Genomic DNA, 21,485 nt, shown 5'->3' with positions numbered 1-21,485 from the left:
ATGAGTGATGTGAAAGTGGGGATCATCATGGGCAGCCAGTCGGACTGGCCCACGATGAAGGAAGCCGCGAACATTCTTGATGAGTTAGGCATCGCGTACGAAAAGCGCATTGTCTCGGCGCACCGCACACCGGACCGCTTGTGGGACTATGGCAAGACCGCCGCATCACGCGGGCTGCATGTGATCATTGCCGGGGCCGGTGGGGCCGCGCATCTGCCTGGCATGATGGCGTCGAAAACACGGGTGCCGGTGATTGGCGTTCCGGTACAGACGCGGGCCCTGTCGGGCGTCGACTCGCTGTATTCCATCGTGCAGATGCCCAAGGGTTTCCCTGTTGCCACCATGGCCATCGGCGCGGCCGGTGGTGCCAACGCGGGCCTGATGGCGGCCGGGATTCTGGCATTGCAGGATGACGCTTTGGCGCAACGACTGGACGCATGGCGCGATGCACTGTCGGCGTCGATCCCCGAGGAGCCCGTCGATGAGTGACGCATTGCAAACGGGTGCCAGGATCGGAGTTCTGGGCGGCGGTCAATTGGGCCGGATGCTGTCCGTGGCAGCGTCTCGTCTGGGGTTTGTGACCCATATCTACGAACCCGGTGCCAACCCTCCTGCCGGCCAAGTGGCCGATAGCGTGACCACCGCCGCCTATGACGATATCGACGCGCTAAAGGCGTTTGCCGGGTCGGTAGATGTCATCACATATGAGTTCGAGAACATCCCGACCGAAACGCTGGACTTGCTTGAAGCGCACTGCCCGATCCGTCCGGGGCGAGAAGCGCTGCGCGTCAGCCAGGACCGGTTGACCGAGAAGAGTTTCCTGCAGGGGCTTGGCCTGCAAACCGCGCCTTTCGCGGATATCACCGATCTAAACAGCCTGAATGCGGCGATCGAGCAGATCGGTACGCCCGCAATCCTGAAAACGCGCCGGTTTGGCTATGACGGTAAGGGGCAGGCCCGTCTGCGTGCACCCGAGGATGCCGAAGCCGCACTGGCCGATATGGCCGGGGCCCCTGCGATCCTTGAGGGGTTTGTGGAGTTTAGCCACGAGGTATCGATCATTGCGGCCCGCGGGCTGGACGGTCAGGTTGCCTGTTTCGATCCCGGTGAAAACATACACCGCGATGGTATCCTGCACACCACAACAGTCCCTGCCCGTCTGCGCCCGGCGCAACGGACAGATGCCGTTCTGTTGGCCGCCAACATCCTAAACGCGCTGGATTATGTCGGCGTCATGGGCGTCGAACTGTTCGTGACGCCCGGCGGTCTGATCGTGAATGAGATCGCGCCACGCGTGCATAACTCGGGCCACTGGACGCAGAATGGCTGCGCCGTGGATCAGTTCGAACAGCATATTCGGGCCGTCGCAGGATGGCCTTTGGGAGATGGTCAGCGACATTCGGACGTGGTCATGGAAAACCTGATCGGAACGGACATGGACCGCGTGCCCGAACTAGCGCAGGAACGCGATGTGGCGCTGCATCTCTATGGCAAGGCCGAGGTTAAGGCAGGCCGCAAAATGGGGCATTTCAACCGCATTGCACGGTGAATCAGCCAACAAACCGAGCCGCAATTTCACCTGACATATAGCTGACCCGCCCACCAGCCAGCGTGGCGGCTACGCGGCGGGTTTCGGCATCCAGTATCACCAGATCGGCGCGTTGGCCGGGGGCCAGCTTGCCCCGATCCTGCAAACCAAGGACACGGGCGGGGCCGGATGACACCAGCGCCCAGGCCCCGGCGAAATCCACCAAGCCAGACTTCGCCACCATCAGCGCCGCGCGGCGCGGGCTGGGATAGTGATAATCCGAGGCCAACGCATCGCAATATCCCATCGTGATCAGGTCAAGTGCGCTGACATTACCCTTGTGCGATCCACCGCGCACCACGTTGGGCGATCCTAAAATGATGTAATCCCCGGCGGCACGCGCGGCCTCAGCGGCTTCGAGCGTTTCGGGAAATTCCGAGATCTGCGCCCCCCGCGCCCGCCAGTCGGCCCGTATTTGTGCAGTCGCGTCGTCATGGCTGCCCATGCGCACGTACTGTGAGTCCAAAGCCGCACATAGCGTGTCCAGCGCCGCTGGCACTTCGTCGCGACGGGCGTGCATGGACAACAGCATTTCAAAATGCGTGTCTGGGTTTCGCCCGGCTTTCAGTGCTTGGCCGGTCAGACGCGGCGGCTTGCGCCCCTCGGCCAGACGGTCATGCGGCAGGTGGTCGTTGAACACGACATAGGGCACCTGCCAGTCCGCGATACGGCCGGGCAGGTCCGCATAGTCATCCAGCATGTGTGTCTCGAACCGCAACTGAGGCATCAGGTCGGTCACGACGCGATCCTTGACCGAAGTTATGGCGCGAAACACCTGATCCGCGAATTCCGGGCCACGCACCCCACCCTCCCAACTGTGAAACTGGGCCAGAACGGCGGTAGTGATACCATTCGCAGCCAATTCAGCCTCGACCGAGAGAATGCCTTCGTCCATCTGCTTCATCGCCCCGCGGCGTGGCGCGATATGGCGTTCGAACCCATCCCCGTGCAGGTCGATGATGCCGGGCAGAACAAGATAGCCGGACAGGTCGATCTGTCGCCCGACCCGATCCGTTTGAATGATGCCATCCGCCAGAGACAGATTGGCGGGCACGAGGCCATGCTCCGGCAACAGCACCTCTGCACCGGTCAGGGTCAGGTTCAATGTGGTCATTGCGTGGGCTCCGACTCGGGTTCCGAGCAATCCTGCCCGATACAGATTTCGTTGATGATATCCATGACGCCATCCAGCCAGGTGATCTGCGGATCGAATTGCCCGAATTCGATAAAATGCAGCGCCTGCGCCATGACGCGGGGATTGTTCATCATAAAAGTGTGCGTCACTGGAAGAACGATGTGATCCGTCATGCCGTCCACTTTTGTCGTTTCAATCGAGACCTTGCCGTCATCCTTGCCGTCGATCAGCGAGGAAAACAGCGGGTTCAGCGAGTTCTCACCCGCGATCACGCCCACCTCAAACTCAACGGATGGCAGGTTGCGCGGTATGCCCTCGGGGCCCGTGCCCAAGGCCAGCCCGGCGGGGCCATGCAGCATGCCGAACACCTCATACGCGCCCAGTTCATCCACAAGCTGACTGCCCTGATTGGGCGGGCCGAGCATGACCACACGGCCCAGATTTTCCGGGTGATGGTCCTGCAACCAATAGCGCAGCAGGATGCCACCCATTGAATGCGCCACCACGTTCACGGTCTCATCACCACAGGCAGCGAAGGCGTCCGGCAATGTCTGGTTCGCCAGTTCAGGTATCGGCAAATCGGTCGATGGATAGCCGGGTCGGACAACGGTGTACCCATGCGCCTGAAACAGTTGTTCCATCACTGTGAAGGACGCCTCGGTCCGCGCCAGCCCGTGCAAAAGCACCACGCATTTGGCCTGGGCCACGGCGGGAACAAGGAAAAGAAACAGGGCAAGCAGATATCTCATAGCCGCCAGATAAGCGTTATCCGATTGCGTTGAAACCCCTAGCGCGGCTTCAGGCGCAGGACAGCCAGCGCGATGCCGCCCAGAACCAGCGCCGCGCCAAAGATCAGGCGCAAACTGGCGACTTCTCCCAACAACAAAACGCCAGCGAGGATAGCGATGATTGGTACGCTCAATTGCACCACCGCCGCCGTGCTTGGCGCCAGTTGCGGCAATACCCGATACCATACGGCATAGCCCATCCCCGAGGTCACACCTCCGGAAAGGACAGCCAGCAGGTAGCCAGCGCCACTCATCTGCCAACCCCCAACGGTCAGCATTAACGCTAAGGCAGTAACCGGCAGGGCTATAACGAAATTGGCCGCCGTTCCAGCAAGGGCGTCAGGCTCAAACCGCCCAACCAGCGAATAGACTGCCCATCCGACTCCGGCAGCTGTCATCAGAGCTGCGCCAATCGGGTCGACCTGTACTGCTCCGGACGGCCACAGGACATAGGCCAGCCCCATAAGGGCGATTGCCGCGCCCCCCATCTGTCGCGCAGTCGGAGCATTGCCGGTTAACGACGTCACTGCGAACATTGTGATCTGCACAACGCCAAACAGGATCAGCGCCCCAAGGCCCGCATCCAACGTCAGATAGGCGATGGAAAACCCAATCATATAGAGTGACAGCGATCCTGCCCCCGCCAACCTGCGCCGGTTACGCAATGGCAGACGACCTGACCTGAGCCAAACCAGACCGGTCAGCACCACTGCTCCGGACAACACGCGAATTATGGCAAACCCGGCGGGGTCGCTGGCACCGCTGTCTATGGCCAGACGATTCAGGATCGAATTCGCCGCAAAGGCGCACATGGTCAGAGTGGTGAGCAGAAACAAACGCATATCAACCGCATAGCGGTATCGCGAGCGTTTGCACACTCACTTTCCAGCGCGGCGTAGTGGTTATAAGAAACGGGGCCGCCCAAAGGCGACCCCGTCAGTAAGTTCTATGGCGGTCCCTCTAAGCAATCTGGCCATAGGGCCAAGCGCTTGTCGGGATCGTCGGAATTCGCCGGGGCGAATTCGACGTGCTTACATCATGCCGCCCATGCCGCCCATGTCGGGCATGCCGCCTGCAGGTGCTGCGCCTTCTTTGGCGGGCTTGTCTGCAACCATGGCTTCGGTGGTGACCAGCAGGCCAGCAACCGATGCCGCATCTTCCAGAGCGGTACGGACAACCTTGGCCGGATCGATCACGCCGAACGAGAACATGTCACCATATTCTTCGGTCTGTGCGTTGAAGCCGAATGCTGCGTCAGCAGATTCACGGACTTTGCCCGCAACAACCGCACCGTCAACACCTGCGTTCTCGGCGATCTGGCGCAGCGGCGCTTCGATGGCTTTGCGAACGATGTTGATGCCAGCGTTCTGGTCAGCGTTTGCACCTTCCAGAGTTTCCAGTGCTTTACCGGCCTGAACCAGAGCAACACCACCACCGACAACAACGCCTTCCTGAACAGCAGCGCGTGTTGCGTTCAGAGCATCGTCCACACGGTCCTTACGCTCTTTCACTTCAACTTCGGTCATGCCGCCGACGCGGATAACGGCAACACCGCCTGCCAGTTTGGCAACGCGCTCTTGCAGCTTTTCACGGTCGTAGTCGCTGGTGGTTTCTTCGATCTGAGTGCGGATCTGAGCAACACGTGCTTCGATCTCGGCCTTCTCGCCAGCACCGTCGACGATGGTGGTTTCGTCTTTGGTGATCTCGATTTTCTTGGCGGTGCCCAGCATGTCCATGGTGACGGACTCGAGCTTCATACCCAGATCTTCCGAGATAACCTGACCGCCGGTCAGGATCGCGATGTCCTGCAGCATGGCTTTGCGGCGATCGCCGAAGCCCGGTGCTTTGACAGCAGCAATTTTCAGGCCGCCGCGCAGTTTGTTGACAACCAGAGTTGCCAGCGCTTCGCCTTCAACGTCTTCGGCAATGATCAGCAGCGGCTTTTGCGACTGGATCACCTGCTCGAGCAGCGGAACCATCGGCTGCAGCGAGGACAGTTTCTTTTCGTGCAGCAGGATCATGCAGTCGTCGAGTTCTGCGATCATCTTGTCTGCGTTGGTGACGAAGTAAGGCGACAGGTAGCCACGGTCGAACTGCATACCTTCGACAACATCGGTCTCGGTTTCCAGACCTTTGTTTTCTTCGACGGTGATAACGCCTTCGTTGCCAACTTTCTGCATCGCGTCTGCGATCTGCTGGCCGATTTCGGCTTCGCCGTTGGCCGAGATGGTGCCAACCTGAGCAACTTCGGCCGAGTCTTTGACTTCGCGCGAGGCGTCTTTGATGCCTTCAACAACCTTGGCAGTCGCCAGATCGATGCCGCGCTTCAGGTCCATCGGGTTCAGGCCCGCTGCAACCTGCTTCAGACCTTCGCGAACGATTGCCTGCGCAAGAACGGTGGCGGTGGTGGTGCCGTCGCCGGCTTCGTCATTGGTGCGGCTGGCGACTTCTTTCACCATCTGCGCGCCCATGTTTTCGAACTTGTCTTCCAGTTCGATTTCCTTGGCAACCGAAACACCGTCTTTGGTGATGCGCGGTGCGCCAAAGGATTTGTCCAGTACCACGTTGCGGCCTTTGGGGCCCAGGGTCACTTTGACAGCATCGGCCAGGATGTTCACACCTGACAGCATGCGGTTGCGGGCATCGGTGTCGAACTTGACGTCCTTAGCAGCCATATTGTCTCTCCTTGAGAAATAAGTTGGAAATGAAGATCAGAGAAGCGCGCGGCTTACTCGATGATCCCCATGATGTCGCTTTCTTTCATCATCAGCAGCTCTTCGCCGTTGACCTGAACCTCGGTGCCCGACCATTTGCCGAACAGGATCTTGTCACCGGATTTTACAGCCATTGCGATCAGTTCGCCGCTGTCCTTGCGTGCGCCTTCGCCGGTTGCAACGACTTCGCCTTCGCTAGGCTTTTCTTTAGCGCTGTCAGGAATGATCAGACCACCAGCGGTTTTTTCTTCGCTTTCGGTACGGCGAACCAACACGCGGTCATGAAGCGGTTTCAATGCCATCTTTGCAGCTCCTTGGGCTCAAAGTTTATTTATCCTCCCCTCGCCGGATGGCGAGGCGTTAGCACTCGGGTGATGAGAGTGATAACGACGCATAGCTAGGGGGTCGCAATCCCCGAGTCAACAAGCTGTGATCGATTTTTTGCAACCGGGCTCAGTCAGGCTGTTCCCAGCTGTAAGCCCAGTGTTTCAGACCGTCCTGCCCGGCGGCGGTCAGGTCGTAGACGCCCTTTTCCACCTTACCGAACCAACCGTAGTGATTGTCGCGCATCAGGCGAGTGGCCTCAGGAACACCGGTTGCCTTGGCGACTTCGGACCCTTTGGTTGCCCCACATTCCGCCAGATGTGCCGCGCATTTCAGGGCGTCCTGACGATAGGCCGTGACGATCCCGTGTCGCGTGGCGCCGCCTGCATTGGGATCGCCTTCTAGCCGGTCGAACTCACGCAACAGTCGTGCAGTCTTAGCCTTGGACTTGCGCGGTGCGTACGGGCCGGGATCACATTGCACCTCGACCTTGCCATCGGCCCGCACGGTGATCAGCCCCAACCCCAGCCGGCGACACAACGCCAGATTGTCCTTCAGCGCCCGACGCGCGCTGCGGCCTTTGGGCTTGCACACCCCGATGTAAACCTGATCCGTCACTTTCAGCCGTGTGATCGCCTGATGGAACAATGCCAGCGAAAACCGCAGCTTAAGCTCGACGATGACCGGTTCTTCGCCATCCCGCACGGCCACGATATCAGCCGCGCCAACCTCGCCTTTGACGGAATAGCCCTGACGCTCTAACAGCGCCTTGATGGGGGGATAGAGATCCTGCTCGCGGTTCATGTTTGCATGCTATGCGATTTGCGGCGGAATGCCAGACGCCAGGCGCAGCTTTCCAATCGGCCTTGCACCCATTCACCTGCCGAGGCAGTGTTTCAGCAACTCTGATTTCAAAGGAAATTTCCACATGCGCATTATTCTGCTGGTGATCTGCCTGTTGCTGCCCGTCACGGTTCACGCAGCTTGCGAGGGGCGCGATCTAAAGGGCGAATTGTCACCTGCAGCCCACGCCGAGCTGAAAGAAACCCTGACCAACGTCCCATTTGCAGAAGGCAACCACTGGATCGCAACAAAGGGCACAACGGTGCTGCACCTGATAGGCACGATGCACCTGAACGATCCGCGCATGGATGCAATTGTCGCAAACCTGACGCCAACACTCAGCCAAGCCGATGCATTTTATTTCGAAGTAACCCAAGACGAGATGAAGGCCTGGGAAAAGGAACTGGCTCTGGACCCGAGCCCGATCTTGATTACGTCCGGCCCCACCTTGATTGACCTGCTACCCGAAGAGGCTTGGACAACCCTGTCTTCCGCCCTAGCCGAACGCGGCATACCCAGTTGGATGGGAGCGAAAATGCGCCCCTGGTTTCTGGGCATGACTCTGGCCATGCCTACATGCCTACTTCAGGACCCGAACGCCAATCATGGGCTGGATGCGCGTCTGACCGTTTTAGCTGAAGATCAAGGCATCCCTCAATTTTCGCTGGAGAGCATTGAGGAACTGATGACCATGTTTGAAATCCACTCGATTGAGGAACAGGCGGAATCGCTAGCGCGGTGGGTCAATTCGTACGAAACCAGCGACGACCAGCTGGCCACCATGACAAACTCATATTTCGAGGAAAATCACGCACAATCCATCGAACTAGGCCGTATTTTGGCGCGAGAGCATTCTGGCATGTCGCCCGAAGTGTTTGACGAAGAATGGCAGGCGTTCGAACAGCACTTACTGGTCGGGCGAAACAACAATTGGATGCCGAGAATTCTGGACATTCAAGATCAGACCGCCGTGATCGCAGTGGGTGCTGGACATCTAGGCGGCGCGCATGGATTGCTGAACCAATTGCAGCAGGCTGGATATATATTGACCCGCGCGCCATTCTGATCGTGCTCGGCGAAAGACAGACCAACCGTCGCAGCGAGGATTCTGCCGGGTGACAACCCCGGCGGACCGCCCTATAAGGCGCGCAAATTATCATCCTCAGGACGCTGACATGACAACCCTTGTATTTGGCCACAAATCTCCCGACACCGACTCCACAGGCTCACCGATCCTGTGGTCGTGGTACCTGAACGAAGTCAAAGGCGAACAGGCCGAGCCCGTTCTGCTGGGCGAGCCCAACACCGAAGCCGCGTTCATGCTGCAGCGCTGGGACCTGCCCAAGCCGCGTATCATCGACGACGTCGAAGCCGACGCACCGGTTGTCATCGTTGACACCAACAACCCGGCCGAACTGCCCGCCAGCATCAACAGTGCCGATATCCAAGCCATCATCGACCACCACAAGCTGGTCGGCGGCCTGGAAACCAAAGGCCCGATCGACATCACCGTGCGCCCGCTGGCCTGCACCGCCACCATCATGGTCGACCTGATGGGCGACGACGCAGCCAAGATGCCCGACGCCATCAAAGGCGCGGCGCTGACTTGCATCCTGTCGGATACTTTGGAGTTCCGCTCGCCCACCACCACTGCGCATGATCGCGAAGTGGCCGAGAAACTGGCTGCTGAACTGGGCCTGGACGTATCGGCTTATGCCGCCGACATGTTTGCGGCAAAATCGGATGTATCGTCCTTCACAGACGCCGAACTGATCCGCATGGACAGCAAGGAATACGAGGTCGACGGCACCAAATTCCGCGTCTCTGTTCTGGAGACCACCGCACCGGGCGTTGTGCTGGACCGCAAGGCCAGCCTGGCGGACTCGATGGTCAGTGTGGCCAGCGAGGACGGCGTCGATCAGGTGCTGCTGTTCGTGGTCGACATTCTGAACGAAGAGGCCACTCTGCTGGTGCCGAACGATCTAGTCAAAGGCGTGGCCGAGAAAAGCTTTGGCGCATCGGTCAACGGCGACGCCGTGGTTCTGCCGGGCGTCATGAGCCGCAAAAAACAGATCATTCCGAACCTCAAGGTCTGATCTTTAGATCTTTCCAAAGAAAAGGCGCCCAAGTGGGGCGCCTTTTTTTGTTGAGGCATAGGATTTGCGCGATCCGCTTCCATTGCTACTCTGGTCAGGAGAGCAAGTAGCGGATCAGTTCCGACATATGAGTACACGCAAGTTCAGCACCACCCGAGACATCCTGCGGTTTGAAGGCAAGGACAGAGCAGCCTATTGGCGGCGCTTTGCGATGCTGCTGACCCTATCGGTTGTGATCGCTACGATGGGCATGCTTCGCGATTCAGGCGCGGTGGTGATTGCCGCAATGCTGGTGGCGCCGCTGATGGCCCCCATATTGGGCGTGGCGGCGGCTATGGTCATGGGGTGGCTAGGGCGTGCGTTCTATCTGGCTCTGATTGTCTGCGGTGCGGCCATTCTTTGCGTTTTGCTCGCGTGGCTCTTGGTCTATGTCGCAGATGTCCCGCGCGGCATCCTGATCCCTGATCAAGTCTTGGCCCGGACCGACCCCGGAACCGAGGACCTGATTGTCGCTCTGGCCGCAGGCGTCGCCGGTGCATACGTGCAAATCAACCGTTCCGAAGCCAGCTTGCTGCCCGGCGCGGCCATCGGCGTGTCACTGGTGCCGCCCCTGTCCGCCTCGGGCGTTCTGCTGTATTTCGGCGAACCTGGCGAGGCGTATGAGGCCGGGTTGTTGTTCGCCACCAACCTTGGCGCGATCATCCTGTCCGCCTGCGCGGTTTATATCGTGTACGCGGCCCGCTCGATGGTCTTCAGCAAAGGTCGCCGGAAACTGAACTTTACCGCCAGTGTGACTGTGACATTGGCCTTTCTGGCTCTTGTCGTTTTGCAGTTGGGCAAATCCACCTATAATCGCTATCTCGAAACCCGAACCGAAGCTCAGGTCGCACAAGCCATCCGCGATTGGGCAGACCCGGTGTCGGTCGAGGTCATCCGCATTGACGTAAACGCCAAACGCAAGCAGGCAGATATCTGGCTGATCGTCGACCTGCCGATTGAAGCGGCTTACAAAGTCTCCTCGGTCGCTGGATTGCTGCCGGAAAGCCTGCGCGAGACACCTTTGGTCGAAATCCTTCAAGATCAGCTGGGTCCAGGCTATCTGGTGGTGGTGCGGTTCCAAAACAGGATTGGCGCGCAAGTCATTCTGGGCACCGATGCCGTCCAGCAGGCGCCGGATGTCGACGAGATCAGCGAAGAAAACTGACCGACACAGCCATTTAACGGCGGCAATTGGCATTGCGGGATGGTCAAAGCCCGTCAGCTTTGCAATAGCTGACGCAACCTTGCATTCAACTCGCCCGAGGTCCTCAATGACTCAGATCGTCCACGCCCTGTCCGACATATCCGACCGCTACAAAGCACTGTTCGTTGACCTTTGGGGCTGTGTTCACAACGGCATCACCGCCTTCCCCGAGGCCGTCGCTGCCCTCAAAGCCTATCGTGCGAAAGGCGGGATTGTCGTGCTGGTTACGAACTCTCCGAAACCCCGCGCGGGTGTTGCCCAACAATTGGTGCAATTCAACGTCCCCAAAGATGCCTATGACACCATCGCCACCAGCGGCGATTCTGCGCGGTCGGCGATGTTCCGGGGCGCCGTCGGAGAAAAGGTCTATTTCATGGGCGAATGGCAGCGCGATGCGGGGTTCTTTGAGCCGCTGAAAATACTGCACCACCCGATCCACATCGAACGGGTCCCGCTGGATGAGGCCGAAGGGATCGTCTGTTGCGGTCCGTTTGATCCGATGGCGGACCCGTCCGTCAACCGCGCGGATTTCCTCTATGCCAAGCAAAAGGGCATGAAGCTGCTGTGCGCCAATCCCGATATTGTGGTCGACCGGGGCGAGGTGCGCGAATGGTGTGCCGGGGCGCTGGCCAAACTGTATACCGAGATGGGCGGCGAAAGCCTGTACTTCGGCAAACCCCACCCGCCGATCTATGATCTGGCCCGCCGTAGGCTGCAAGAACTGGGCCACGACATCCCCGATGGCGACATTTTGGTGATCGGTGACGGCCCCCATACCGACATTCTGGGCGGCATGGGTGAGGGGATTGATTCTCTGTTTATCTCGGGTGGATTGGCTGCTGCAGAAACAAAAACTGAGCATCATCCGCACCACGAATCGCTAACTGACTACATCGCAAGGGAAAATATAAATCCCACCTATACAATCGGTCGCCTGAGATAAGCAGAAAAGGCTTGATTTTCTGCGCTTGCGAAGTAATAAAGTTGCCGAACACGGGCAACATTGATCCTTTTGTTGCTCAACGGATTCAAGTGAGGGCGACATGTTGGACAATCTTCCGCGCGGCACGATCTGTATTGAAGACATCGAAATGGGCATGACCCGTCACCTGCGCAAAGTGGTGACTGACGAAGATATCGAGATGTTTGCGCAGGTTTCGACCGACCGGAATCCGGTGCATCTGGATGATGACTATGCCCGCGACACGATCTTTGAGGGGCGCATCGCCCATGGGATGCTGACGGCGGGCCTGATCTCGGCCGTCATCGGCGAACAACTGCCCGGCCACGGCACCGTGTATATGGGTCAGTCGCTGAAATTCCTGGCCCCCGTGCGCCCCGGTGACATGGTCTATGCCGAGGTCAAAGTGATCGACATCGACTTTGCCAAGCGTCGGGTGAAACTGGATTGCCACTGCGCCGTAGATGGCAAAAAGGTTCTGGTCGGCGAAGCAATGGTTCTGGCCCCGTCGCGCAAGTTCGACTGATCCAAAGCACAGCTTTACCAGCCTTGTTTCATTGACAATTACGAACCGCGAATCGTTTCGACAGCCCCGTTAGTGGTGCAATTCCAAACCACAGTAGAACCTAGCCAAGCTGGATGCAGACAGAAACGCAATGCGTTGGCACTCCGCAAAGGACCGCTTAATTGTTGGATGTGTTGAACCGGGGCTGGCTTCGACGGTTTAGGGTCGGCTTGCCTGTACCATTTCGGCTCAATCAGATGCTTGAACCCGAACCGCAGTCCCGTTAGGCAGATGCTATGCGCATCATCCGTGATTTTCAGTTCATCGAGCCTCAGGACCGCGGCGCCAGCGTGGCGATCGGGAATTTTGACGGCGTCCACATCGGCCACCAGTCTGTGATCGAACTGGCCCGCAATGCCGCGCCGGATGCGCCTTTGGGGGTGATGACCTTTGAGCCGCACCCACGCGAGTATTTCGCACCCGCAGCCCCGCCTTTTCGCCTGATGCGCTGCAATGCCCGAGCGCACCGGCTAGAAAAGCTGGGTGTCAAGAAATTGTATGAACTGCCCTTCAATTCCGCCCTTGCCGGGCTGACTCCGGAAGAATTCGCGTCGAACGTGATTTGCGACGGGTTGGGCCTTTCGCATGTGGTTGTCGGTGCCGATTTCTGTTTCGGCAAGGGGCGCAGCGGTACGGCGGATGATCTGGTTCGGTTCGGTCAACAAATGGGCTTTGGCGTCACCATCGCACCTTTGATGGAGCGGTCCGAGAATATCGTGTCGTCCACCGCGATCCGTACAGCGCTGACCGAAGGCCGCCCTCGCGATGCGGCAACCATGCTGGGCCATTGGCATCGGATCGAGGGTCCGGTGATCGGCGGCGAACAACGTGGCCGCGAGTTGGGCTTCCCGACCGCCAACATGTCCATCGAAGGTCTGCACCCGCCAAAATTCGGCGTCTACGCGGTGCTGGTCGATGTGTTGGACGGCCCGCATCAAGGCAGCTATCAAGGCGCGGCCTCGGTCGGGACGCGGCCAATGTTTAAGGGCGAAGTGCCGAATATCGAAACCTTCCTGTTCGACTTTTCAGGCGACCTTTATGGTGCGACCCTATCGATTGGTCTGGTTGAATATCTACGACCTGAATTTACCTTCGACGGGCTGGACGGGTTGATTGCACAAATGAACTCTGATTGTGACAAGGCCCGAACACTGCTGGCGACGCTATGACCGCCGATCCTATTGATCGCACTGGCCTGAGCCCCCGGTTCTGGGAACGCAAACCCCTAGCCAAGATGAACGAGCAAGAGTGGGAGGCGCTTTGCGACGGCTGCGGCAAGTGTTGTCTGAACAAGCTTGAAGACGAAGACACAGGCGAGGTGGCCCTGACCTGCGTCGCCTGCCGTCTGCTGGATGATGAGACCTGCCGCTGCACCCAATACGATATCCGTCACCAGTTCGTGCCGGAATGTATCGTGATGAAGCCCGACAATATCGACGATCACGCCTATTGGCTGCCGCAAACGTGCGCTTACAGGCTGTTGTGGGAAGGGAAACCTCTTTACGACTGGCACCCATTGATATCAGGTACGCCGGACAGTGTTCAAGCTGCCGGAATCTCGGTTCAGGGGCGCACGGTGTCCGAATTCGAAACACCCATCGAAGAATGGGAAGACTATATCATCGAGGAGCCCAGCTGATGTATTTTGCCTCTGACAATTCCGGGCCGGTTCATCCGCAGGTCATGACCGCTTTGAACGAAGCAAATCAGGGCTATCAGATGGCCTATGGGGCCGACACACTGATGAATGAGGTGCGCGATCGAATTCGCGGCATCTTTGAAGCGCCCGGTGCTGCGGTGTATCTGGTAGCCACCGGAACGGCGGCAAACTCGCTGGCATTGGCTACGTTGGCACAGCCATGGGAGACGGTGTTCTGTTCGCCCGTCGCCCATATCCACGAGGATGAATGCAACGCGCCGGAATTCTACAGCGGCACCAAGCTGACTTTGGTACCCGGCAGCGACAAGATGGATCCCGAAGCGTTGCGCCGTTCCATTCTGGCCGAAGAAACCCGCGGTGTGCATGGTCCGCAACGCGGACCGGTTTCGATCACCCAGGTGACCGAGCGCGGCTCAGTCTATTCGCTGGAGGAGTTGCAGGCATTGTGCGGCGTAGCAAAGGAGTTTGACCTACCCGTCCACCTGGATGGAGCTCGGTTCACAAACGCTTTGGTCGCGCTGAACTGTTCTCCGGCTGAAATGACGTGGAAAGCGGGCGTCGATGCGGTCAGCTTTGGCGGCACCAAGAACGGTTTGATGGGAGTCGAGGCAGTTGTCTTCTTTGACGAATCCAAAGCCTGGGAGTTTGAACTGCGGCGCAAGCGCGGTGCGCATCTGTTTTCAAAACATCGCTATCTGTCCGCACAGATGGCAGCCTATTTGCAGGATGACCTGTGGTTGACTATGGCACGTAAGGCCAACGCCAATTGTGCCCACCTGGCCGACGGCCTGCGTGCCAAGGGCGCGACCTTCCTGCACGAGCCGCAGGCCAACATGGTGTTCGCCCAGTTTTCCCGCGCCCGACACAAGCAACTGCATGAGGCCGGGGCGATCTACCACCTTTGGGGGGCCGAACTTGACGGGGCGAGTGACGAAGAGGCGCTCGCCTGCCGTCTGGTCTGTGACTGGTCGATCAGCAGCGACGATATCGACCGTTTCCTCGACCTGCTTTGACTGGCATGCCGGTCAACCCTTGGCCTCGGTCAGGTGCCGGTCCAGATCATCCAAACGGTCCTGCCCCCAAAACCGCTGGCCATCCTCAGTAATGTAGAACGGCGCGCCAAAGACGCCACGTTCAACGGCCTCTTCCAGATTGGCGGCATAGGTTTCGGCACCGACCAGCAGGCCACTGTCTGCCAGATTTGGGTCAAAGCCCGCCTGCGTCAGGCAATCGCGGATCACATCATCCTGTGCGATGTCTTTTTCCTCGGCCCAACAGGCCCGCAGCAAGGACTGGACCAACTTACCTACATCCCCTGCCCCATCCTTCACCGCTGCAATCACCGCATAGGACGACGGCGCCATATTGGTCGGCCAATGCGCCGGTTGCAGATTGAATTCTATTCCCAGGTTCTTGGATTGGCGCAGCAGTTCCTGCGCCCTGTATTCATTGCGCGACGGGTGGCGATCTTTTGGCGGCGTTCCCCCCGTACGCCCGAACAGCGCCATGATATCCAGCGGTTTGTAATTGATCGTCGCGCCATGTTTGGCCGCGACCTCCTCCAGCCGCTCACCTGCCAAATAGGTGAATGGCGAAATTGTCGCAAAATAGTAGTCAATCCGGGCCATGTGCACTTTCTCCGCTGCGTTACCTTTGCTGGACGGTAAGGCCATGCTAAGCGGTGTCAACATCACGAATCTGTCACATTTGCCATTGCTGCCCGGGGACCTCAGCCGATGCCGACACTCAACGAACCCAAGCTTATCGCTGGGAACGCAAATCTTCCGCTTGCCGAATCCATAGCTCGCCGCATGAGCCTGTATCGCGGCGTCGATCAGGGTCTGGTCGATGCGAGAGTTGAACGGTTCAATGACGGCGAGATTTTCGTCGAAGTGTTCGAAAACGTGCGTGGCGAGGACATGTTCATCGTCCAGCCGACCTCGAACCCCGCCAATGACAATCTGATGGAGCTGCTGATCATTGCCGACGCGCTGCGCCGGTCATCGGCCCAAAGGATCACTGCCGTTATCCCATACTTCGGTTATGCCCGTCAGGACCGCCGTACCAAGGCCCGCACGCCGATCAGCGCCAAACTGGTGGCCAACATGCTGACCGGTGCAGGGATCGAGCGGATCCTTACCATGGACCTGCACGCAGCGCAGATTCAGGGGTTCTTCGATATGCCGGTCGACAACCTCTATGCCTCGCCAATCTTTGCACTGGATGTAAAACACCAGTTCAAGAACAACCTGGATGAACTTATGGTTGTCTCGCCCGACGTGGGCGGTGTGGCCCGTGCACGTGAACTTGCCAAACGCATCAGCGCTCCCTTGTCGATCGTTGACAAACGACGCGAAAAGGCTGGCGAAGTGGCAGAAATGACCGTGATCGGCGATGTCAAAGACAAGATTTGCCTGATCGTGGACGACATGTGCGACACTGCCGGCACGTTGTGCAAAGCGGCTCAGGTACTGATGGATAACGGTGCGAAAGAGGTTCACTCTTACATCACACACGGCGTCATGAGCGGCCCGGCAGTCGAACGCGTAACCAATTCGGTAATGAAGTCGTTGGTGCTCACCGACACGATCCAGCCAACCCCAGAGATCGCAAAAGCCAAGAACATCCGCATCGTACCAACGTCTCCGATCTTCACGCAGGCGATCCTGAATATCTGGAACGGTACCAGCGTGTCGTCGCTATTCGAAGACAAGACCTTGATCCCGATCTACGAGTCTATGTACCACATGGACTAATTTTGGATCGGGCGGTCCTTATAGGCCGCCCTTCCCTTTGCAGGCCTCCGCGCCCGCGACCAACCTGCCACGAAAATCAGCGTGGTTATCTGTGGAAAGTCCCATGACAGTCAACAAACGCATCGTTCTCTCCAGTGACCACGCAGCCATTGATTTGCGTCAGGCTGTTGCCGCCCATGTTGCGGCAAATGGATGGGAAGTGGTGGACATCGGCCCTACAACTCCCGAAAGCACGCATTACCCCGAGCACGGCAAAGCCGCCGCGCAGGCCGTAGCCTCGGGCGAGTGTCAGCTGGGGATCGTTTTGTGCGGCACCGGACAGGGCATCATGATGGCCGCCAACAAGGTGCCCGGTATCCGCTGTGGTGTTTGCTCCGACGCGTTCTCGGCCCGGATGATCCGCCAGCATAACGATGCCAACATGCTGTCCATCGGTGCGCGTGTTGTCGGTGAAGGTCAAGCGCTGGATATCGTCGATGCCTTTCTGACCGCCGAGTTTGAAGGCGGCCGTCACGCGACCCGTGTGGACATGATTGAGGGAAATGAGGCCTAGAGCAGCATTTCACGCCACTTCAGACCACCGCAATCCTGGCAACGCCCGCTTGCAGAGCTTGGTTGGACCGTGTCTGGAACACGTCAATGCATGTCGGCGAAACAACTTTATGAGCGACCTGTGCCTTAGCGCTACGAATGTTGTCAAACGTAGAAAAGTTTAGACGTCTCACACCCAATTATGTTGCGACTCCATTCTTGGCCTCGGCGCATCAATTGCGCTGACGTCGGACCAATTTTCAACACATTGCCCTGGCAAAAAACCTACAAGCACTAACTGATAGAGTTTCAGACCTCGACCCATGTCCAACACAAGCTTTCAAGACCGCATTCAACGCATCAACGCCAATAACCCTCAAGCAACCTCTGACCTTTCGCAAAAAGTAACAAAAGCTCCATCACTCCGACCAAATCACTGGAAGGTCCTTGTCGGCATACTGTTTTTGAGTGTCGGGCAACAAGCAATAAAACAGGCGAACGAAAGTTACGACGTTATAAAGCAAAGCTATGGGATCAGTGCCGCAGCCGGGCTGGGTGTTGCGGGGGTGTTCGCGTTAGTGGCTGGCTGTATCCTTATGTACCGCGGCATTTTGGCTGGTAACAAACAGCGGAACAAGGCGATCTCGGACGCCTCCGAAACGGGAGGGCGTCGAAAGCGTATTACGTCAAACAGGGCTCGGACCATATGTTCCATAGTAGGCTTCAGCTTTGGCGCCATTGCCACATTTTACCTTATTACAGGCAAAATCGCCCTCTCGATGGATACCGAGAGTGCCCGAGAGTACGCCCTTGGGGCCAGCGTGATTATGATTGGTCTCCCTATGCTTTCTCTGCTCATAGGATTTATCGGACTTTTCGTGCGTGGTTTTGCCTTGGGTCGTGTTCCCGTCTTTTGCGTGCTTGGAGCCGTCATAACGATTTGCGCCATAATTCTGAGCGGTGCTAATCCTTACGAGTGGAACTGGTTGTTTTCCAGACTACACTGATTATCCCGAAAAGCGCGCAGCATGTTTTTCAAACCACTTCCTGGCTCAGGCGTTGAATCAATCACGAGATATCCCAGTCATCCTCATGTGCGACCTCACCAATGGCCGTCCATGTCACCCGTATCCGGGCAATTCGCGTATCCGACCAGGTTCGGAATACGGCAACAAAGCCCTCAGGTGTAATGTCCGCAGTCGTCACCTCGGCACGTAGCGCCGAGGACGTGTCCACATCCCATAAAGACACCCCAATTTGAACCACCGGTGCGGTTCGAAATGACTGACTGAAGAGGATCGCAGACCGCCGTTCGCGTGGCCCCTCGCCCGTCCACATATCGCCACCATCAGCGAAATCGGAAAACAGCACTGACTCGCCTTGGTCGATACCAATAGGGTGGGTTCGAAAAGTCTTCATTGTTGATGTCTTTGTCTTTGTATTCCTTACACCTATCCTGCGGCCTCGGCAAAATCACGACAAAAAAACGGCCCCGCGCAGGCGGAGCCGTTATAAATCACAAGAATTGCCAGAGCCTTACAGGCTCATATGCGTTCCAAGGGCTTCCATGTCGGCCAGCAGTTTGGCGGCGTCGTCAACGATGGACTGATCATCGCCTTCCTTCGCTGCCTCGTGCGACGCGCGTGCCTCGGCGATCAGATCGTCCAGGTGTGAGCGTGTCACTTCGGCAACCGGGATCGCCTTTTCGGCCAGAACCGACAGGCCATCGCCATTGATCTGAGCAAACCCACCGGTGACCAGGTATTCGCTGGACCCTTCAGGTGCTTCGACCTTCAGGATGCCCGGGCGCAGCGTGGTTATGGTGGGGGCATGGTCGGGCATTGCCGTCATGTCCCCGTCCGCGCCGGGAATCTGGACCGCCGTCGCGCTGAGCGAAGCAAGGCTCCGCTCGGGGCTGACGAGGTCGAATTGCATCGTGTTTGCCATCAGGGATACTCCTTAGGCGGCTTCTGCGGCCATCTTTTCCGCTTTGGCGATCACTTCGTCGATGCCGCCAACCATCAGGAAGGCCGCTTCGGGCAGGTGATCGTATTCGCCAGCCACAACGGCCTTGAACGACGCGATGGTGACATCCAGAGGAACCTGAACGCCCGGCGAGCCGGTGAAGACCTGCGCCACGTCGAACGGCTGCGACATGAAGCGTTCGATCTTACGGGCACGGGCCACGGTCAGTTTGTCCTCTTCCGACAGCTCGTCCATGCCAAGGATGGCGATGATGTCCTGTAGCGACTTGTAGCGCTGTAGGATCTGCTGAACATCGGTCGCAACCTGATAATGCTCTTCGCCAACGATGGCCGGGTCGAGCAGACGCGAAGTCGAGTCGAGCGGGTCAACCGCAGGGTAGATACCCTTTTCCGAGATCGCACGGTTAAGAACGGTAGTCGCATCCAAGTGAGCGAACGAGGTTGCCGGCGCAGGGTCGGTAAGGTCGTCCGCAGGCACGTAGATCGCCTGCACCGAGGTGATCGAGCCCGACTTGGTCGAGGTGATGCGTTCCTGCAGGGCACCCATGTCAGTGGCCAGTGTCGGCTGGTAGCCCACCGCCGAAGGAATACGACCCAGCAGAGCCGAAACCTCGGAACCGGCCTGCGTAAAGCGGAAGATGTTGTCGACGAAGAACAGAACGTCGGTACCGGACTGGTCGCGGAACTGCTCGGCCAGGGTCAGGCCGGTCAGAGCAACACGCGCACGCGCTCCGGGAGGTTCGTTCATCTGACCGTAAACCAGGGCCACCTGCGATTCCGACAGGTTGTCCGGCTTGATAACATTCGATTCGATCATCTCGTGGTACAGGTCGTTCCCTTCACGGGTCCGTTCACCAACACCCGCAAACACCGAGAAGCCCGAGTGCACTTTTGCGATGTTGTTGATCAGTTCCATGATCAGAACGGTTTTACCAACGCCAGCGCCGCCGAACAGGCCGATCTTACCGCCTTTGGCGTAAGGGGCCAGCAGGTCCACAACCTTGATGCCGGTGACCAGAACTTCCGACTCGGTCGACTGTTCTGCAAAGGTCGGTGCAGGCTGGTGGATGGCGCGGGATTCGGTTGCCTCAACAGGGCCCTTCTCGTCGATGGGATCGCCGACGACGTTCAGGATGCGGCCCAGGGTGGCGTTACCAACCGGAACCGAGATCGGCGCGCCCATGTCGGTGACTTCCGCGCCACGAACCAGACCTTCGGTCGCGTCCATCGCGATGGTGCGGACAGTGTTTTCACCCAGGTGCTGGGCAACTTCCAGTACCAGACGCTTGCCGTTGTTTTCGGTTTCCAGCGCGTTCAGAATTTCAGGCAGCTGATCTTCGAAGTGCACGTCGACGACGGCCCCGATGATCTGTGTGACTTTGCCTTTTGCATTCGCCATATTGTTGTCTCCGGTTTTCTTACAGCGCTTCGGCGCCGGAAATAATTTCAATCAGCTCGTTGGTGATCACGGCCTGACGCGAGCGGTTGAACTGGATCGTCAGCTTGTCGATCATTTCACCCGCGTTGCGTGTCGCGTTGTCCATTGCGGACATCCGTGCACCCTGTTCAGACGCTCCGTTTTCGAGCAGGGCCGAGAAGATCGCGGTTGCAACCCCCTTGGGCAGCAGGTCGGCCAAGATGGCCTCTTCGCTGGGCTCGTAGTCGAAAACAGCACCGCTATCGTCACCCTCGGTTTCCTCGAACGAGGCGGGGATGACCTGCTGTGCCGTCGGGATTTGGGTCACAACGTTGACGAACTTCGAATAGAAGATCGTGGCAACGTCGAACTCACCCCCGTCAAAGCGCGACAGGACGTCCTTCGCGATGTCTTGCGCATTGGTGTAACCCAGACGCTTGACCTCGCTTAGGTCGATATGTCCAACGAACAGATCGCCAAAATCGCGCTTCAGCGCGTCGCGGCCTTTTTTGCCGACGGTCAGAACTTTGATCGTCTTGCCTTTGGCGCGCAGCTCGTCCGCTTTTTGACGGGCCAGCTTGGCGATGTTCGAGTTGAAGCCGCCGCACAGGCCGCGTTCAGCTGTCATGACAACCAGCAGATGGACATCATCACTGCCCGTACCACGGAGCAGCTTGGGGGCGCTGTCGCTGCCCCCGACCGACGCCGCCAGCCCCGCCATCACGGCATTGAACCGTTCGGCATAGGGGCGCGAGGCTTCGGCAGATTCCTGGGCGCGGCGCAGTTTTGCAGCCGCGACCATCTGCATGGCCTTGGTGATCTTGCGGGTCGATTTGACCGACTCGATCCTGTTTTTAAGGTCCTTAAGATTTGGCATAT

Annotated in this window: 24 protein-coding genes; 13 read left to right on the top strand and 11 right to left on the bottom strand. The window is 58.3% G+C overall.

From position 1 onward, the window contains the following. Entirely contained in the window at positions 1 to 489 is a 489-nt protein-coding gene (gene purE / locus ACR0B8_RS00390; RefSeq protein ID WP_170347842.1) for a 5-(carboxyamino)imidazole ribonucleotide mutase, read from the top strand. Beyond that, positions 482 to 1,549, top strand: a complete 1,068-nt coding sequence (locus tag ACR0B8_RS00385; protein WP_170360534.1) for a 5-(carboxyamino)imidazole ribonucleotide synthase — start codon at positions 482 to 484, stop codon at positions 1,547 to 1,549. Before purE ends, ACR0B8_RS00385 begins: the two co-directional genes overlap by 8 nt. A 1-nt stretch (position 1,550) precedes the next feature. Here ACR0B8_RS00385 and ACR0B8_RS00380 read toward each other — a convergent pair whose 3' ends face one another. The 6 genes from ACR0B8_RS00380 to ACR0B8_RS00355 form a co-directional block, all read right to left on the bottom strand. Then, the gene (locus ACR0B8_RS00380; RefSeq protein WP_226688774.1) at positions 1,551 to 2,702 is read right to left on the bottom strand and encodes an alpha-D-ribose 1-methylphosphonate 5-triphosphate diphosphatase; all 1,152 of its coding nucleotides are present in this window, start codon (positions 2,700 to 2,702) and stop codon (positions 1,551 to 1,553) included. Next, entirely contained in the window at positions 2,699 to 3,472 is a 774-nt protein-coding gene (locus ACR0B8_RS00375; RefSeq protein ID WP_170374245.1) for an alpha/beta fold hydrolase, read from the bottom strand. Before ACR0B8_RS00375 ends, ACR0B8_RS00380 begins: the two co-directional genes overlap by 4 nt. Before the next feature lie 38 nt (positions 3,473 to 3,510). After that, positions 3,511 to 4,353 carry a DMT family transporter gene (locus ACR0B8_RS00370; protein ID WP_170360540.1) on the bottom strand — a complete coding sequence of 281 codons (843 nt, stop codon included), beginning with the start codon at positions 4,351 to 4,353 and terminating at the stop codon, positions 3,511 to 3,513. A gap of 189 nt (positions 4,354 to 4,542) precedes the next feature. Continuing rightward, entirely contained in the window at positions 4,543 to 6,186 is a 1,644-nt protein-coding gene (gene groL, locus ACR0B8_RS00365) for a chaperonin GroEL (RefSeq protein ID WP_170347837.1), read from the bottom strand. Positions 6,187 to 6,239: 53 nt separating this feature from the next. Continuing rightward, the gene (gene groES / locus ACR0B8_RS00360) at positions 6,240 to 6,527 is read right to left on the bottom strand and encodes a co-chaperone GroES (RefSeq protein ID WP_170347836.1); all 288 of its coding nucleotides are present in this window, start codon (positions 6,525 to 6,527) and stop codon (positions 6,240 to 6,242) included. A gap of 151 nt (positions 6,528 to 6,678) precedes the next feature. After that, entirely contained in the window at positions 6,679 to 7,353 is a 675-nt protein-coding gene (locus tag ACR0B8_RS00355; RefSeq protein WP_170360541.1) for a DUF2161 domain-containing phosphodiesterase, read from the bottom strand. Positions 7,354 to 7,477: 124 nt separating this feature from the next. Here ACR0B8_RS00355 and ACR0B8_RS00350 point away from each other — a divergent pair, with 124 nt between their 5' ends. The 8 genes from ACR0B8_RS00350 (at position 7,478) to ACR0B8_RS00315 (ending at position 14,930) form a co-directional block, all read left to right on the top strand. After that, on the top strand, positions 7,478 to 8,458 hold the full coding sequence (locus ACR0B8_RS00350) for a TraB/GumN family protein (protein ID WP_170360543.1): 981 nt from the start codon (positions 7,478 to 7,480) through the stop codon (positions 8,456 to 8,458). 109 nt (positions 8,459 to 8,567) lie between these two features. Next, on the top strand, positions 8,568 to 9,488 hold the full coding sequence (locus tag ACR0B8_RS00345) for a manganese-dependent inorganic pyrophosphatase (protein ID WP_170360545.1): 921 nt from the start codon (positions 8,568 to 8,570) through the stop codon (positions 9,486 to 9,488). Positions 9,489 to 9,615: 127 nt separating this feature from the next. Beyond that, the gene (locus ACR0B8_RS00340) at positions 9,616 to 10,692 is read left to right on the top strand and encodes a DUF389 domain-containing protein (RefSeq protein ID WP_170347832.1); all 1,077 of its coding nucleotides are present in this window, start codon (positions 9,616 to 9,618) and stop codon (positions 10,690 to 10,692) included. A 106-nt stretch (positions 10,693 to 10,798) separates the two neighbouring features. Further along, positions 10,799 to 11,674, top strand: a complete 876-nt coding sequence (locus ACR0B8_RS00335) for a TIGR01459 family HAD-type hydrolase (protein WP_170360547.1) — start codon at positions 10,799 to 10,801, stop codon at positions 11,672 to 11,674. A gap of 100 nt (positions 11,675 to 11,774) precedes the next feature. Beyond that, positions 11,775 to 12,218 carry a MaoC family dehydratase gene (locus ACR0B8_RS00330; protein WP_058275996.1) on the top strand — a complete coding sequence of 148 codons (444 nt, stop codon included), beginning with the start codon at positions 11,775 to 11,777 and terminating at the stop codon, positions 12,216 to 12,218. Positions 12,219 to 12,493: 275 nt separating this feature from the next. Then, positions 12,494 to 13,426, top strand: coding sequence for a bifunctional riboflavin kinase/FAD synthetase (locus ACR0B8_RS00325; protein WP_480657969.1), 933 nt, complete (start codon positions 12,494 to 12,496; stop codon positions 13,424 to 13,426). Next, complete coding sequence (locus ACR0B8_RS00320) at positions 13,423 to 13,896, top strand: YcgN family cysteine cluster protein (RefSeq protein ID WP_480657971.1); 474 nt, start codon at positions 13,423 to 13,425, stop codon at positions 13,894 to 13,896. Before ACR0B8_RS00325 ends, ACR0B8_RS00320 begins: the two co-directional genes overlap by 4 nt. Next, entirely contained in the window at positions 13,896 to 14,930 is a 1,035-nt protein-coding gene (locus tag ACR0B8_RS00315; RefSeq protein ID WP_480657972.1) for a threonine aldolase family protein, read from the top strand. The genes ACR0B8_RS00320 and ACR0B8_RS00315 overlap by 1 nt, the downstream gene beginning before the upstream one ends. Positions 14,931 to 14,942: 12 nt before the next feature. Here ACR0B8_RS00315 and ACR0B8_RS00310 read toward each other — a convergent pair whose 3' ends face one another. After that, complete coding sequence (locus tag ACR0B8_RS00310; RefSeq protein ID WP_226688777.1) at positions 14,943 to 15,545, bottom strand: 2-hydroxychromene-2-carboxylate isomerase; 603 nt, start codon at positions 15,543 to 15,545, stop codon at positions 14,943 to 14,945. Between the two features lie 108 nt (positions 15,546 to 15,653). Between ACR0B8_RS00310 and ACR0B8_RS00305 the strand changes: the two genes are divergently transcribed. The 3 genes from ACR0B8_RS00305 to ACR0B8_RS00295 all read left to right on the top strand — a co-directional run bounded on the left by ACR0B8_RS00305 (position 15,654) and on the right by ACR0B8_RS00295 (position 18,211). Continuing rightward, positions 15,654 to 16,673, top strand: a complete 1,020-nt coding sequence (locus ACR0B8_RS00305; RefSeq protein ID WP_170347825.1) for a ribose-phosphate pyrophosphokinase — start codon at positions 15,654 to 15,656, stop codon at positions 16,671 to 16,673. A gap of 103 nt (positions 16,674 to 16,776) precedes the next feature. Continuing rightward, a complete protein-coding gene (gene rpiB / locus ACR0B8_RS00300; protein ID WP_226688778.1) occupies positions 16,777 to 17,226 on the top strand; it encodes a ribose 5-phosphate isomerase B in 450 nt (149 codons plus the stop codon). Positions 17,227 to 17,527: 301 nt separating this feature from the next. After that, positions 17,528 to 18,211, top strand: coding sequence for a hypothetical protein (locus ACR0B8_RS00295; RefSeq protein WP_226688779.1), 684 nt, complete (start codon positions 17,528 to 17,530; stop codon positions 18,209 to 18,211). 61 nt (positions 18,212 to 18,272) lie between these two features. Here the strand turns inward: ACR0B8_RS00295 and ACR0B8_RS00290 are convergent, their stop codons facing one another. From ACR0B8_RS00290 to ACR0B8_RS00275, 4 genes are all read right to left on the bottom strand, one after another. Further along, complete coding sequence (locus ACR0B8_RS00290; RefSeq protein ID WP_226688780.1) at positions 18,273 to 18,623, bottom strand: H-type lectin domain-containing protein; 351 nt, start codon at positions 18,621 to 18,623, stop codon at positions 18,273 to 18,275. Positions 18,624 to 18,740: 117 nt separating this feature from the next. Next, positions 18,741 to 19,151 (bottom strand): F0F1 ATP synthase subunit epsilon, encoded by a 411-nt coding sequence (locus ACR0B8_RS00285; RefSeq protein ID WP_058280015.1) that lies wholly within the window; start codon positions 19,149 to 19,151, stop codon positions 18,741 to 18,743. Between the two features lie 12 nt (positions 19,152 to 19,163). Continuing rightward, positions 19,164 to 20,588: a F0F1 ATP synthase subunit beta gene (gene atpD / locus ACR0B8_RS00280; protein ID WP_170347820.1), complete on the bottom strand. Its 1,425-nt coding sequence runs from the start codon at positions 20,586 to 20,588 to the stop codon at positions 19,164 to 19,166. 19 nt (positions 20,589 to 20,607) lie between these two features. After that, positions 20,608 to 21,483 carry a F0F1 ATP synthase subunit gamma gene (locus ACR0B8_RS00275; protein ID WP_058280013.1) on the bottom strand — a complete coding sequence of 292 codons (876 nt, stop codon included), beginning with the start codon at positions 21,481 to 21,483 and terminating at the stop codon, positions 20,608 to 20,610. Positions 21,484 to 21,485: the final 2 nt, after the last annotated feature.

It is taken from the genome of Ruegeria sp. BH6, from assembly GCF_056538105.1.
Note: the sequence above shows the minus strand (reverse complement) of the source record. Positions and strands in the feature narration are given on the sequence as shown.